Genomic DNA, 15331 nt, shown 5'->3' on the forward strand with positions numbered 1-15331 from the left:
TCGACTCGGCCAGATATCTCGGCGCGTCCTGGATGCATCCCGAGACTCGGCCCGAGGTGGATTCGTGACGGTGCCTATAACCGATTAGGCGGTAATTGTATACTTGGCGGCTCACGAATTCATGGGCAACGGTACGCAGTCAATGACAGAGTCGACGGCAGATGCGAAAACCTTTCAGGGGCTGATCCTCGCCCTGCAGCAATACTGGGCAGAAAAGGGCTGTGTGGTGCTCCAGCCTCTCGACATGGAAGTCGGCGCGGGCACCTTTCACCCGGCGACCTTCCTGCGCTCGATCGGCCCGGAAAGCTGGAACGCCGCCTACGTCCAGCCGTCACGGCGTCCGACCGACGGCCGCTACGGCGAGAACCCCAATCGCCTGCAGCACTATTATCAGTTCCAGGTGGTGATGAAGCCCTCGCCGAAGGATCTGCAGGATCTCTATATCGGCTCGCTGGAGCGGCTCGGCATCGATCCGAAGGTTCACGACATCCGTTTCGTCGAGGATAACTGGGAGTCGCCCACGCTCGGCGCCTGGGGCCTGGGCTGGGAAGTCTGGCTCAACGGCATGGAGGTGACCCAGTTCACCTACTTCCAGCAGGCCGGCGGCCTCGAGTGCTTCCCGGTGACCGGCGAGCTGACCTACGGGCTCGAGCGTATTGCCATGTACCTGCAGGATGTCGACAGCGTCTATGACCTGGTCTGGACGATCGCCCCGGATGGCACCCGCGTTACCTATGCCGATGTCTATCTGCAGAACGAGCGCGAGCAGTCGGCCTACAACTTCGAGCACGCCGACGTTCCCTATCTGTTCGAGGCCTTCGATCATTGCGAGGCCGAGTGCAACAAGCTGCTCGAGGCCAACCTGCCGCTGCCCGCGTACGAACAGGTCCTCAAGGCGTCGCACACCTTCAACCTGCTGGACGCACGCCACGCCATCTCGGTGACCGAACGCCAACGCTACATCCTGCGGGTGCGCACGCTGGCGCGGGATGTCGCCCATGCCTACTACGCCTCGCGCGAAGCGGCGGGCTTCCCCATGGCGCCGGAAGCGCTGCGCCGCGAACTGCTGTCCAAGACCACCGAAGCCAATCAGGGAGACGCATGAGCATGGCAGCCAATACCCTACTGATCGAACTGGGCGTCGAAGAGCTGCCGCCGAGTGCCCTGAGCCAGCTCGCGACGGCGCTGCGCGACGGCGTCGTCAAAGGTCTGGAGACCGCCGGGGTCGCTTTCGACGAGGCCCGCGCCCTTGCCTCTCCGCGTCGTCTGGCCGTGCATATCGAGTCGCTTGCCGACAAGCAACCCGACCGGGAAGTCGAGAAACGCGGCCCGGCACTGGCGGCCGCCTTCAAGGACGGCCAGCCCACCAAGGCCGCCGAGGGGTTTGCACGTTCCTGCGGCGTCAGTGTCGAGGAACTCATCCACCTGGAAACCGACAAGGGCACCTGGCTCGGCTACCGCGAGCAGCAGACGGGCGAGGCAGTCGACCAACTGCTGCCCGGTATCATCGCCGATGCCGTTCATGCGCTACCCGTGCCCAAGAACATGCGCTGGGGCGCATCGCGCCTCGAGTTCTCTCGCCCGGTGCACTGGCTGGTACTGCTACATGGCGATCAGGTCGTGCCCGCCAGCGTACTGGGGCTCGACGCAGGACGCACCACCCGCGGTCACCGCTTCCATGCGCCCGAACCCATCGAGCTGGCCCATGCGGGCGACTACGAATCGGCGCTCGAAAACGCCTATGTCCTGGTCGATCTCGAACGCCGGCGCGAACGCATTCGCGAACAGGTGCTGGCGGAGGCCGAGGTGCATGGTGGCCAGGCCGTCATCGACGAGGACCTGCTCGAGGAGGTCAACGGCCTGGTCGAATGGCCGGTCGCGCTGACCGGCAGCTTCGACGAGCGCTTCCTGGAAGTGCCGGCCGAATGCCTGATCTCTTCGATGAAGGCCAATCAGAAGTACTTCCACCTGCTCGATGACGCCGGCAACCTCAAGCCGCAGTTCATCACCCTCGCCAACATCGAAAGCGATGACCCCCAGCAAGTGATCTACGGCAACGAAAAGGTGATCCGCCCCCGTCTGGCGGATGCGGCCTTCTTCTACGAGACCGATCGCAAACAGACGCTGGAGTCGCGTCGACAATCGCTGGAAAACGTCGTCTTCCAGCAGCAGCTGGGCACGCTGGCCGACAAGGCCGCGCGCAGCGAGGTCATTGCCCGCTTCATCGCTGAGAAAATCGACGGCGACAGCACGGCTGCCGCGCGTGCCGCCCAGCTGGCCAAATGCGATCTGGTCACCGAGATGGTGCTCGAGTTCCCCGAGCTTCAAGGCATCATGGGCACCTACTACGCGCGCCATGACGGCGAGCCGGAAGCCGTCGCCGAGGCGCTGCACGAGCAGTATCTACCCCGCTTCGCCGGCGATGCCATTCCGCAGACCGCCACGGGCCTGGCCATCGCGCTCGCCGACCGACTCGACACCCTCACCGGGATCTTCGGTATCGGCCAGCGCCCAACCGGCGCCAAGGACCCGTTCGCGTTACGTCGGGCGACGATCGGCGTACTCAATATCCTGATCAAGGGCGAGCTGAACCTCGACCTGCGCGAGCTTCTGGAACTGGCAGCGTCCCAGCACCGGGACCTCCCCAAGGCCGAAGGGTTAGTCGACGACGTTCTTGCCTACATGCTCGACCGCTTCCGTGCCTGGGCGCAGGACGAAGGGCTGCCAGTCTCGGTCTATCTCGCCGTGCGTGCGCGCCCCGTGACTCGCCCGCTCGACTTTGCCCGTCGCCTGCACGCCGTGCACCGCTTCGAGCAGCGCGAAGAGGCCGCTGCCCTCGCCGCCGCCAATAAGCGTGTCTCGAATATCCTGGCCAAGCAGTCTCACGACGGCCGCACTGCCGTCGAAAGCGAGCGCCTCGTCGAGGATGCCGAGATCGCGCTGGCCAATGCCGTTGCCGACTGCCGTCAGCAGGTCGAACCGCTGTTTCGCGAGGCGGCCTACGCGGAAGCACTCGACATTCTGGCCACGCTGCGTGCGCCGGTGGATCGCTTCTTCGACGAAGTCATGGTCGCGGTCGACGATGAAGCGATGCGTGCCAACCGCCTCGCGCTGCTGGCAAGCCTTCAGGCACTGTTCCTCGAAGTCGCGGACATCGCCGAACTGCAGCAGTAATCCTGTGGTTTCACGTGAAACCACCCTGGCGACTGTCGCCACCAAACACCCGGCCACGACCGGGTGTTTGCATTTCAAGAACCGTCTTTGGGCCGCCATACCGTTAGGGAGCCACCTCCCCCTTGAAGAAGCCCAGTGTTCCACGTGAAACATTTACGCCGGGGTTCCGGCTCAAAAGGTATGGTTCTATCCCCCACCCCACTATCTGCGACGATCTACCCAGTGCGATTCCCGAACTGACTTAGCCGAGCTGACTTGGCCGTCGACGCCCCGCTCTCATACGGTCTCCCACTAAACCGCCTGCTTTGCCAACCCCGACGCCGACCGGGATAATGCGTCTCGGCCCTATTCTCCAGATGGACCGACCATGCCCAACGAACCCGGAATCGTCATACTCGACCGCGACGGCGTCATCAATCGCGATTCGGATGCCTATATCAAATCTGTCGACGAGTGGCAGGTGCTGCCCGGCGCCATAGAGGCGATCGCACGGCTTTCACAAGCCGGCTGGCGCGTCGCGGTAGCCACCAACCAGTCAGGCATCGGACGCGGATACTACGACACGCAAACTCTTTCGCAGATCCATCGTCTGCTGGTTGCCAAGGTCGAGGCCGCTGGCGGTCAGCTCGAGCGCATCGAATACTGCCCCCACCTGCCGGATGCCGGGTGTCGCTGCCGCAAACCCAATCCCGGCATGCTGGAGCGGATACTTTCGGCGGTCGACCGGAATGCCGTACCGTGCTGGATGGTCGGCGACAGCCTGCGAGATCTTGAGGCTGGTCTAGCCGCGCACTGCCGAACCGCGCTCGTACTTACCGGCAATGGGAAGGCAACGCGGGACAAGCTGGACCGGCGCTTCACCGAGACCTGGATCTGCGACGACCTCCATCACTTCGCCACACGGCTGCTCAGCGCCTCTGACTGACGTGCCTTGGCGGCCCCGTCGTGGTGACTGTGCTGTTTCACGTGAAACATGGCGACTACCCGAAAGGCGAAGGAGGCAAAACGTCACCTCGTCTATCCTTGGAGCACAAGCCCAAGGGACGGGATCAACCTCATGACACTCGGAAAGAAGATCGGCCTCGGCGCGCTGGCCGTTCTACTGATTCTCCTCGCCGCGCCTTTTGCGGTCGTGGCCTTCTATGACTGGAATGGCCTGAAGCCGCAAATCGAGGAACGTGCCTCTGCCACACTGGGGCGTGAGGTCGCCATCAGCGGCGATCTCGATATCGGATGGCAGTGGCCTTCTGGCGACAGTGGTTGGCGCCGCTGGGTACCCTGGCTCCAGCTGCACGCCGAACGTCTCCGCATCGGTAGCCCGGCGGCCCTCACCGACACCGATCTGGTCAATGCCGAGGCACTTTCCATCAGTTTCGCCCCTCTCCCACTACTAGATCGCAGGCTGTCGCTTCCGGCCATCACATTGCGAGGCGCCCAGGCCTCGCTGGTGCGGGTGGAAGATGGCAACAATAACTGGACGTTCGATCTCACCGGGGAAGATAACGTGACCAAAGAGGAAGGCGCCGGAAACGAAGATAGCCAGAGCGGATGGACAGTGGACGTTGGCACGCTCGATTTCGATCCGATCGACATCGACTATCGTGATGCCACGCTGGCAGCCGACATCAATGCCTCACTGGAACTGCTGGGTGAACCGATCGCCTTCGACGAGCTGACCGATCGCCAGGGCGTCGAGGCCGTCGCCGATCAACCGGTCGTCGACTACCGGTTCGGCTGGCAGGTCGAAGGCACCTATCAGCATCAGCCGGTGACCGGCTCGGGGCGTCTAGGCGGGCTCGCCGCACTGCGCTCACCGGGTGCCCCCTACCCGCTGCAGGCCTCGCTCGAAGCCGGTGGTACACAAGTCGACATTAGCGGCACCTTGACCGACCCGTTATCACCGAAGCAGCTGAATCTCGACCTCGGCCTTTCCGGACGCAGTCTGGGGGATCTCTACGACATCCTCGGTGTCACCCTGCCCGAGACGCCAGCCTATGCTACCCGCGGCCATCTGACCGCCAACCTCGACACGCAGGAGGCGCTGGTATTCACCTACGATGACTTCGACGGCGAAATCGGCGAGAGCGACATCCATGGTCATCTGACCTACCGTATGGGAGAGCCGCGTCCTTCGCTGACCGGCGAGGTCATCTCGAACCAGCTGCGATTTGCCGATCTCGCGCCGTTGATCGGCGCGGACAGCAATGAAACCACTTCGCCCTCCAACGAGGAAACACAGGACGAAAGCCGCACGCAGCCGGCCGACAAGTTATTGCCCGTCAGCGAATTTCAGACGGCGCAATGGCGCACCATGGATGCTGATGTCACCTTCACGGCGGAGCGGATCGAACATGGCAACTCGCTGCCGTTGGAAGATCTCTATACACACGTGACGCTGAACGATGGCGAAATTCTGCTCGATCCGCTTCGATTCGGCGTCGCCGGCGGCGATCTCAATACCACGCTGCGGCTCGACGGAAGTCAGACACCGATGCAGAGCCGGGTCGATATGCACATACGTCGCCTGCGTCTTGGCCAGCTGTTTCCCGACGTCGACATGATGGATGAGAGCCAGGGTGAACTGAATGGCGATGCGACCCTGAGCGGTAGCGGCAATTCCGTGGCCTCGGTTCTGGGCTCCAGCAACGGCAACCTGCAGATGCTGATCAGTGACGGCCGAATCAGTCAGAATCTGATGGAGCTGGCCGGCCTCAATGTCGGTAACTATCTGATCGGACAGCTATTTGGTGACGAGCAGGTCGATATCCATTGTGCCGCGACCCATCTTGAAGTCGAAAAGGGTATCGCGCGGACCCGATTCTTTGTGATCGATACCGAGAACGCGCTGGTCCGCATATCCGGAACGGTCAATCTGGGCGATGAGACACTCGATCTGACCGTCGAGCCGGAGAGTAAGGGCGCTCGCATTTTTACGCTGCGATCCCCCCTTTACGTACGGGGTACGTTCAAGAACCCGTCACCCGGCGTCGATACCGGCTCGCTGCTGACCCGCGGGGCTGTCGGTGCCTTCCTGGGGACCGTCGCGGCACCGGCCGCCGGACTGCTTGCGCTGGTCTCCCCGAGCACCGACGAGACGACTCCATGCAATGACTTCCTGAGTCAGCTGGAAACCGAGTGAGGAGACGGCAATCCACCAACTTGATGACCGTGCATGCCCCTGGCGAGGGCGGGGGCGCTATCGTGAATGCAGGAGATGTCATGTCGCCTGTTTCACGTGAAACATGAGGTAGCCGATCAACCGGACCGCCACCGGGCAACATCTTTCCCGGTGGCTCGCCGCCGTTGGCAAACTCGAGAGCCAACGTCTCAGTCTGCGGCCGTCGCCTCGGCATTTCGATTATCGTCGTACTGCTTGCCGAGCGCATCCAGGGCCTGAATCAGCTTCTCGATTTCAGCATCGAACTTCTGCTGCTGCTGGTGATAGAAGTGACGTGTAAACGTCGCCCCTTTGTGCTTCTTGGCTAAGGTGGAGAACTGATCGCCCAGCTGCTCGGTGTGGTAGCGCAGCCGTTCGGAGAGGAATGACGAATGTCCCTGCCGACAGGCGACATCCATCAGGGCACGGACCTGGACGGTCAGTAGATAGAGCTGCAACACGTTGCGCTCCTGCACCTCCCGCTGGGTGGAAACGCTGTCGTCGAGCAGGTTGATGGCACTCATCTCGCAGCAGTCGTTGTCGCGGGGCGAAGACGCTGACACCTGGGCGTATTTCTCTTGAGCGGACATGAGAATGCTGCCTCCTGACACGGTGATGGGACCGAAAGGTACAGTCTAACTCTGTAACTTCCGTTGACTGTTCGCCATTGGTCGAATCGCCGCAGGGCCTCCTAAAGCGTAATGGCGAAGCGCCGGCGTCGGCGCCAGAGTGATCGAAAGTTCTGCGTTAGGGGCCTATGCCCCGGGAGAGATCAGCATGCGCTACGCCAACCCCAACACCCCGGATGCCCTCGTCAGCTTCGAGCAGCGTTATGACAACTATATCGGCGGCGAGTGGATCCCGCCGCGCGACGGGCGTTATTTCGAGAACATCACCCCGGTCACGGGCGAGGTGTTCTGTGAGGTGGCACGCTCCAGCCAGAAGGATATCGATCTCGCCCTGGATGCGGCTCACCGCGCGGCACCGGCCTGGGGCAAGACGTCCGTCCAGGAGAGAGCGAACCTGCTTTTGAAGATCGCCGATCGTTTGGAGCAGAATCTCGAGACGCTGGCCGTCGCCGAGACCTGGGACAACGGCAAGGCCGTCCGCGAGACACTGGCAGCGGATATTCCGCTGGCCATCGATCATTTCCGCTACTTCGCCGGCTGCATTCGTGCCCAGGAAGGGACGACTGCCGAGATCGACGAGCACACGGCCTCCTACCACTTCCACGAACCGCTCGGCGTGGTGGGCCAGATCATTCCCTGGAACTTCCCCATCCTGATGGCGACCTGGAAGTTGGCGCCGGCGCTGGCGGCCGGCAACTGCGTCGTACTCAAGCCGGCAGAGCAGACGCCCGTCTCGATCTTCAAGGTAATTGAGGTCATCCACGATCTCCTGCCCAAGGGCGTGCTGAATATCGTCAACGGTTTCGGCGAAGAGGCCGGCCAGGCGCTGGCCAGCAGCAAGCGCATCGCCAAGATCGCCTTCACGGGCTCGACGCCGATCGGTTCGCACATCATGAAGTGTGCCGCCGAGAACATCATTCCCTCGACGGTAGAGCTCGGCGGTAAATCGCCGAACATCTACTTCGAGGACATCATGAACGCGGAGTCCGAGTTCATCGACAAGTGTGCCGAAGGCGTGGTGATGGGATTTCTCAACCAGGGCGAAGTTTGCACCTGCCCCTCGCGAGCACTAGTTCAGGAGAGCATCTACGATGCCTTCATGGCGCGCGTGGTTGAGCGGGTCAAGACGATCAAGCGGGGCCATCCGCTGGACACCGATACCCAAGTTGGCGCCCAGGCCTCTCAAGAGCAGTTCGACAAGATCATGTCCTACATGGATGTCGCCCGCGACGAAGGCGCGGAGTTCCTCGCCGGCGGCGAACGCGAGACGCTCGGAGAGGAACTCGCCCGCGGCTACTACATTCAGCCGACGCTGCTCAAGGGTAACAACAAGATGCGCGTTTTCCAGGAGGAGATCTTCGGCCCGGTGGTTTCGGTGACGACTTTCAAGGACGAAGCCGAGGCGTTGGCCATCGCCAACGATACCGAGTTCGGGCTCGGCGCCGGTGTCTGGACCCGTGATATCAATCGCGCCTACCGCATGGGGCGCGGTATCCAGGCGGGCCGTGTCTGGACCAACTGCTACCACCAGTATCCCGCTCACGCCGCCTTCGGGGGTTACAAGAAATCCGGAGTCGGTCGTGAAACCCACAAGATGGTGCTCGAACACTATCAGCAGACCAAGAACCTGTTGATCAGCTACGACATCAACCCCATGGGCTTCTTCTGATCACCTTCAGCCATTGCGCTATCGAGACTGAAGCCTGACGCGCGCCTCGACCAGACCGGCGAGGCGCACGTCAGGTAGTCTCTTCTACACTGTCGGAGACACGCTCAACCAGAAGCCACAAGCCCGAGGTGAGCCATGACCGATCTGAAGTCCTTCATTGCCAGTCTTGATCAACCGGCACCGCCCCGGACGCTGGGCCGCGAGTTACGCGCGCTCTGGTGGGCCGGACGTTCCGAGTGGGCCCGCGCGCACGGCCAGGTAGACACCGCCTCCAGCCGAGAAGCCGCCTGGGTTCACGCCTACCTGCACCGCTGGGAGGGAGACCTCGGCAATGCCGGCTACTGGTATCGCCGGGCCGGTCGCGATATGCCCGACCAGAGCCTCGACGAAGAGTGGCGCGAGATTGCCGACCGCCTGCTCACGACGCACGCTCCCGCAAACTGACCTCCCGACGCCCGCCAAGCGATTCAGCCGCCTGGCTGCCTCAGCGACCGTGTACGAGTGCCGCGAAGCGTGGGAGATCGATGTTGCCACCGGAAAGCATCACACCCACGCGGTGCCCCGCCAGCTTCTCGCCGGCCTGAAACGCCGCCGCCACCCCGAGACACCCGGTCGGCTCGATGATCTGCTTCAACCGCGAGGCCATAAAGGCCATCGCCTCGACGAGCCGGGCATCGCTGACCGTCACGATGTCATCGACCCGCTCGCGAATCACCGGAAAGGTAAGGTCTCCCAGCGCCGGCGTCTGGGCACCGTCGGCGATCGTATGCGGCGTGGCAATCGACACGATCTCGCCGCGTCGCAGGCTCTGCTGCGCATCGTTGCCGGCCTCGGGCTCCACCCCGATGATGCGACAGCCGGGATAGCGCGCTCGGGCCACCGTGGCACAGCCGGAGAGCAGCCCCCCGCCGCCCAGCGGTACGAAAAGGGTGTCGAGTTCACCGACGTCGTCAAACAGTTCCTTGGCCGCCGTGCCCTGCCCCGCCATCACGTGGGGGTGATTGTAGGGCGGTATCAGTGCCAGCCCTTCGGCTTCGGCCAGCGCCCTGCCGAGTGCTTCGCGATCCTGCGTGTAGCGGTCGTAGAGAACGACCTCGGCGCCATAGCCCCGCGTGGCCGCGATCTTGATCTCGGGCGCATCCTCGGGCATCACGATGACGGCTCGCGTGCCATGAAGACGCGCAGACAGCGCGATCGCCTGGGCGTGATTGCCGGAGGAAAACGCAATGACACCGGCTCGCTTCTGCGCCTCGCCAAGCAGGCTGACCGCGTTGTAGCCGCCGCGGAACTTGAATGCACCGACACGTTGAAGATGCTCTGCCTTGAAATAGAGCCTCGCGCCAGTGCTGGCATCGGCCGTGGTCGAGTGCAGCACCGGCGTGTGATGCGCGATACCTTCGAGTCGGCGGTGTGCCGCCGCGACGTCGTCATAGTCGATAGCCAGGCGGGTCATGGCGTCTTTGGTCTCCTCGAATGGTCCTGGGCAATCGCCCGACCGTCGATCTGGAACGGCCGGGCAGTGATGCCGGTGTCGTCCTGCTGACGACGATCGCCAACAGCCGATACCCGGCCTTGGCCGGCACGGGCGGATCGACGATCATGACGCCAGTGAACCAACGAGGAAAGAGACAGATGGAAGCATACGACTGGCGCTGGAGCACGGGTCCGACGCTCGATCCTCGCGGGCTCTACGATCTGCTCGCCCTGCGCGAGGCGATTTTCGTCGTCGAACAGCGCTGCCCGTATCCTGAGCTGGATGGCCGCGATCTGCTACCCTCGACCCACCATCTCGAGGTACGAACCCCCGACACCCTCGTGGCCACGCTACGCCTGCTGGTGCCGGCGACACTCGATGAACCCGTGGCGATCGGTCGGGTAGCGATTCACGCCGATCATCGCGGCGGTGGGCTCGGTCACGCCCTGCTGCGCGCCGCGCTGACGCGGATCGAAACACACTGGCCGGGGCGGGACGCCAGGCTCTCGGCGCAGGCCCATCTACAGCGCTATTACGGCCGCCACGGCTTTGTGCCGACGAGCGAGGTCTATCGGGAAGATGGCATCCCGCATGTCGACATGCATCGCGCGGCCGCTCCCCGATGAGCGGACATGAAAAAACCGACGCCGTTGCCGGCGTCGGTTCGATCATCGGCTCACCCGATGTCGACGGTCGCGTCGATTTCAGGCGCCGAATTCGCTCAGCATCGACTCGATCAGATCCAGCCCTTCGTTCAGCACCTCGTCGCTGATGGTGACAGGCATCAAGAAGCGAATGGTGTTGGCGTAGAGACCGCAGGAGAGCAGGATCAGGCCGCGTTCGCGAGCCGTCTTGCAGAGCTTGGCGGCCAGTTCGGCATTCGGTTCGCCGCTTGACGTGTCGGTAACCAGATCGAACGCCGCCATCGCGCCGAGGTTGCGAACGTTGGCGACGCTCGCGTAATCCCGCTGCCACTGGTCGAAGCGCCCCTTCAGCTTCTCGCCCAGCGCGAGGCTCTGGTCGAGAATGCGCTCCTCCTCGAAGACTTCCAGCACGGCCAGCACGGCCGCACAGGAGACGGGGCTACCGGTGTAGGTGCCACCGAGCGAGTTGCCGCCGGAAGCGTCCATCACCTTGTCGGTCCCCACCACGGCAGAGATCGGCATGCCATCCGCCATGCTCTTGGCCATGGTCATGATGTCCGGCTCGACGCCGCTGTGCTCGATCGCGAACAGCTTGCCGGTGCGCCCGAAGCCCGATTGCACCTCGTCGACGATCAGCAGGATACCGTGCTCGTCGCAGATCTCGCGAACCGCCGTCAGGAAGCTGGCCGGCGCGGCGTGAAATCCCCCCTCGCCCAGCACCGGCTCGAGCACGATCGCCGCCGTGTCCCGCGGGTTAGCATCGGTCTTCAGCGTCATCTTCAGGCTACGTAGCGCGTCCTCTTCGCTGACGCCGAGAGACGGCACCGGATAGGCCGCGCGATAGACCTGCCCCGGCATCGGACCAAAATCGTTGCGGTACGGGGCCACCTTGCCGTTCATCGCCATGGTCATGAAGGTCCGCCCGTGATAGCCGCCGGTGAAGCAGATCACGCTCGAACGGCCGGTCGCGGCACGCGCCACCTTGACCGCGTTCTCCAGCGCCTCGGCACCGGAGTTCGCCAGCATCACCTTGGCATGGCCACGGACCGGCGTGACTTCGCTCAGCTTCTGGGCGACGCGGACGTAGCCCTCGTAGGGCATCACCGTCTGGCAGGTGTGCATGACCTTATCCAGCTGCGCCTTGACGGCCGCCACCACCTTGGGATGACGGTGGCCGATATTGAGCACGCCGATCCCGCCGGCGAAGTCGATGAAGCGCTTGCCGTCCTCATCCCACAGCTCGGCGTTTTCCGCACGGGCAGCGAACTCCGTCGCCGGGCTGGCGGCGCCGCTCGCGACGTAGCGCTGCTTGAGTTCGTTGAGTTCTGCGTTGGTCATTGACGAATGCTCCTCGTGACGCGGCACTCGCGGTGCCGCTGGCTTGAATTGCGCGTCGTCGTCGAGGTCGGCAGGCGGCGCGCCATGAAATCGCTCTCGTGCGCTCAGGACTCGGTGTCGGTGTAGGCGCCACGGATAATGCGGTCGCCCATCTCTCGACCGTAGTGCCGGCGAGCCCATCCGTACAGCCCCAATCCACCCAGCATCCAGACGCCGAAGATCCACCACTCGGTCGCCGTCAACGCCGACGGGCTACCCGGCAGATAGAGACAGGCCATGCCCAGAGACAACAATGTCGCCAGCACGCCAACCAGCTTGCCGCTACGGACGAGGTAGGGACGTGGCATATCGGGTTCGCGCAGTCGCAGGACCAGGAACGACAGCGCAACGAACAGATAGGCCAGCACGATGCCCAGCCCGCCGGCATCGACCAGCCAGACCAGCGCCGGGCGGCCAAAGAACGGTGCCAGCGTGGAGAGCACACCAATCAGGATGATCGCGTTGGTCGGCGTCTTGTAGCGCGGATGCAACTTACCCAGGAACGCCGGCAGCATGCCGGAGTGGGCGAGCGCATAGATCGCGCGGGAACCCCCAATATAAAAGGCGTTCCAGCTGGTGATGATCCCGGCGATACCAGCCAGCACCATCAGGTTGCCAGCCCATGCACCACCGAAGACCACCTCCATCGCCGCCGGCACACTCAGCGCGGCGCTGCCAAGCGCGGCATCATCGAGCATCAGGCTGGTGCCGAGCACGATCAACGTGTACCAGGCGACCGCCATCAGCACCGACAGCACCAGGACCTTGCCGATATCGCGAAACGGCAGATCGATCTCTTCGGCCGCCTGAGGAATCACGTCAAAGCCGACGAACAGAAACGGCACCAGGATCAATACCGCGGTAATGCCGCCCAGGGCACCATGCTCGCCGCTGGCGAACAGCGGCTGCATGTTGGCGCTGTCACCGGTGAATAACGAGCCGGTCACGAACATCACGCCGGCAACCAGGATCAGGCAGGTCACGACCTTCTGCAACAGCGCCGCCGTGGAGATCCCAAGATAGTTGATCACCATCATCGCCAGCGAGCCGGCCACGCCGACAGCAACCCAGGTCGCCTTGACGTCCCAGCCGGCGACGGTCCACAGATCACCGACCGCATAGCCGGGGAAGAGGTGTTCGAACACGGTAGGCAAGGCGACCGCCTCGAAAGAGGCGACGCTTACATAGCCCAGCACGATGCTCCAGGTACACACGAAAGAGGCGGCATGGCCCAGCGCACGATAGCTGTAGACATGCTCGCCGCCGACCTGAGGCATGGCCGAGGCCAACTCCGCATAGGTCAGACCGACCAACAGCACGGCAATACCGCCGATCACGAAAGCGATCATGGCTCCCAGGCTGCCGCCATCGAGAATGGCACCACCGGTGAGCACGATCCAGCCCCAGCCGATCATGGCGCCGAACGCCAGGGCGAGGACATCGGTACGGGCAAGAACCCGCACGAATTGAGGGGGTTGGGCAGATTGGGACATAGCAGGGCGCTCATCAGGTTATTCTTGGAGGGTCGCGCGAGTCATACGACCCTGAGGCCACGCTATCACCAAAAGGCGGCGATGCGACTAGACCACTTCGGCGGTAGACTGGACCACCTTTCCCGTCCGGTCTGCCCACCGGAAGCCCCTGCTGATGGTCGTCGGGAGTGCCTCATGACCGAACAATCCACGCCGGCCCTACTGGCACAGATCGAACGCCGCTATCGCGCCCAGGCGGATCCGTTGAGCAAGCGCTGCCGCCTCGAGCAGGCCCTGCGCGAGCTGATCGAGACCTCCTGGCACAACGGCCAGCGCCTGCCGGGACACCGGGCGCTCTGCCGTCATCTCGGCGTCGCCCGCAATACGCTCGCCGGTGCCATCGACACGCTGCAGCAGCAGGGCTATCTGCTGACCGATCATGGCCGCGGCACTTGGGTACGCAAGGCACTGGTATCGAGTGTACCGTCGACCTCCGCCCCCGCACTGTCCGCGCGTGCCGATGCGGTCCTCGCCGAGGTCGGCGCCAGCCATATCCAGAGTGGCGCCTTCGTGCCCGGCGTCCCGGATATCATGCATTTTCCGATCGCCAAGTGGCGCCACCTCTACTCACGCATCACGGCACCGCACAATACGCTGATGCTCTCCTACTCCTCCGGCGGCTATGGTCCGCTCAAGCGGGCGATCGCCGACTTCCTGGAGCGCTGGAGAGGCATCCGCTGCGAGCTGGACCAGATCATCATCACTGAAGGCGCCCACCACGGCATGCAGCTATGCACGCTGGCGCTGGCCGACCACGGCGACCGGGTGGTCATGGATTCACCATTCTACTGGGGCGCGCGCAACGTGTTCATGGGCAGCGGTCTGACGCTGGATCATGCCATCTGGCAACCCGCCACCGGCTATGTCTCTCCGCTACCGCCGGCCCAGCCCCGGCTACTCTATTTCACCGGTTCGCATCACTACCCGATGGGCTATCACACAGTGAGCGCCCACAAACGCGACCTCGCCGAACGTCTGTCGCCGACCTGGATCCTCGAGGATGACTATGAGTTTGGCAACGGCCATGCCCCTGATCTGCTGTTCACACCCGACACGTCAAATCACGTGTTGATCGGCTCTTTTTCGAAGCTGATGTTTCCCGGTCTGCGTCTCGGCTATCTGGTCGTGCCCCGCGGCATCAGCGCCGCCGTCAATCGTTTGCGCAGCGAAATCTTTCGCGAAGGGCGTCTGCTCGACCAGGCCGTACTGGCCACCTTCATCGCCGAGGGCGATCTGGATACCTGGTGCCGGCGCATGTCGCGCGCCTATCTGGAGCGTCAACAGCGACTGCATCGCCTGCTGAGCGGCCTGCCAGGGGTGTGCGCGCTGTCCCCCCCGAGCGGCAACATCAGCCTGAGCCTGCAGCTCGATGCCGATCTCGACGATGAGCGTCTGTCGCAGTACCTGCTGACGCATCATCACCTGGTTGCCCGTCCACTGAGTCGCGTCTGCGCGGCCGGCGACCCGCGCCGTGGGCTGATTCTGGGCATCGGCATGATCGAGGGCGAGACGCTCGAGCGTCAGGGACGGCTGCTGGCGCGTGGGATTCGCGAGTTCGTGCAGCGCCAGCGGCGACGTGGCGGCGCCCTCTAGAACCGCCGCGCGATCGCCGTTCACCCCGGGCCAGAGACAGAACGGCCCGCCCCCGAAGCGGGAGCGGGCCGTCCGGCGCCCA

At 63.6% G+C, this 15331-nt stretch carries 12 protein-coding genes; 8 read left to right on the forward strand and 4 right to left on the reverse strand.

The annotated features are described in order from the left end of the window. The first annotated feature begins 142 nt into the window (after positions 1-142). From glyQ to MC381_RS00710, 4 genes are all read left to right on the forward strand, one after another. A complete protein-coding gene (glyQ, locus tag MC381_RS00695; RefSeq protein WP_251975796.1) occupies positions 143-1105 on the forward strand; it encodes a glycine--tRNA ligase subunit alpha in 963 nt (320 codons plus the stop codon). Positions 1106-1107: 2 nt separating this feature from the next. Then, entirely contained in the window at positions 1108-3174 is a 2067-nt protein-coding gene (glyS, locus tag MC381_RS00700; RefSeq protein ID WP_251975797.1) for a glycine--tRNA ligase subunit beta, read from the forward strand. 367 nt (positions 3175-3541) lie between these two features. Continuing rightward, on the forward strand, positions 3542-4099 hold the full coding sequence (gene gmhB / locus MC381_RS00705) for a D-glycero-beta-D-manno-heptose 1,7-bisphosphate 7-phosphatase (protein WP_251975798.1): 558 nt from the start codon (positions 3542-3544) through the stop codon (positions 4097-4099). A gap of 132 nt (positions 4100-4231) precedes the next feature. Beyond that, positions 4232-6313: an AsmA family protein gene (locus MC381_RS00710; protein ID WP_251975799.1), complete on the forward strand. Its 2082-nt coding sequence runs from the start codon at positions 4232-4234 to the stop codon at positions 6311-6313. A 188-nt stretch (positions 6314-6501) separates the two neighbouring features. Here MC381_RS00710 and MC381_RS00715 read toward each other — a convergent pair whose 3' ends face one another. Further along, entirely contained in the window at positions 6502-6921 is a 420-nt protein-coding gene (locus MC381_RS00715) for a hypothetical protein (RefSeq protein WP_251975800.1), read from the reverse strand. A 187-nt stretch (positions 6922-7108) separates the two neighbouring features. Here MC381_RS00715 and exaC point away from each other — a divergent pair, with 187 nt between their 5' ends. Together exaC and MC381_RS00725 are read left to right on the forward strand one after the other, a co-directional pair. Further along, positions 7109-8629 (forward strand): acetaldehyde dehydrogenase ExaC, encoded by a 1521-nt coding sequence (gene exaC / locus MC381_RS00720; protein ID WP_251975801.1) that lies wholly within the window; start codon positions 7109-7111, stop codon positions 8627-8629. A 135-nt stretch (positions 8630-8764) separates the two neighbouring features. Next, positions 8765-9073 (forward strand): hypothetical protein, encoded by a 309-nt coding sequence (locus MC381_RS00725; RefSeq protein WP_251975802.1) that lies wholly within the window; start codon positions 8765-8767, stop codon positions 9071-9073. A gap of 40 nt (positions 9074-9113) precedes the next feature. Here the strand turns inward: MC381_RS00725 and MC381_RS00730 are convergent, their stop codons facing one another. Continuing rightward, complete coding sequence (locus MC381_RS00730) at positions 9114-10082, reverse strand: threo-3-hydroxy-L-aspartate ammonia-lyase (protein ID WP_251975803.1); 969 nt, start codon at positions 10080-10082, stop codon at positions 9114-9116. A gap of 179 nt (positions 10083-10261) precedes the next feature. Between MC381_RS00730 and MC381_RS00735 the strand changes: the two genes are divergently transcribed. Continuing rightward, positions 10262-10729: a GNAT family N-acetyltransferase gene (locus tag MC381_RS00735; RefSeq protein WP_251975804.1), complete on the forward strand. Its 468-nt coding sequence runs from the start codon at positions 10262-10264 to the stop codon at positions 10727-10729. A gap of 78 nt (positions 10730-10807) precedes the next feature. Here MC381_RS00735 and gabT read toward each other — a convergent pair whose 3' ends face one another. Together gabT and MC381_RS00745 are read right to left on the reverse strand one after the other, a co-directional pair. Beyond that, positions 10808-12085, reverse strand: coding sequence for a 4-aminobutyrate--2-oxoglutarate transaminase (gabT, locus tag MC381_RS00740; protein ID WP_251975805.1), 1278 nt, complete (start codon positions 12083-12085; stop codon positions 10808-10810). 104 nt (positions 12086-12189) lie between these two features. Beyond that, a complete protein-coding gene (locus MC381_RS00745) occupies positions 12190-13617 on the reverse strand; it encodes an APC family permease (RefSeq protein WP_251975806.1) in 1428 nt (475 codons plus the stop codon). Between the two features lie 174 nt (positions 13618-13791). Between MC381_RS00745 and MC381_RS00750 the strand changes: the two genes are divergently transcribed. Next, on the forward strand, positions 13792-15249 hold the full coding sequence (locus MC381_RS00750; RefSeq protein ID WP_251975807.1) for an aminotransferase-like domain-containing protein: 1458 nt from the start codon (positions 13792-13794) through the stop codon (positions 15247-15249). The last annotated feature ends 82 nt before the right edge of the window (positions 15250-15331 follow it).

It is taken from the genome of Salinicola avicenniae, from assembly GCF_023736115.1.
GTDB lineage: Bacteria > Pseudomonadota > Gammaproteobacteria > Pseudomonadales > Halomonadaceae > Salinicola > Salinicola avicenniae.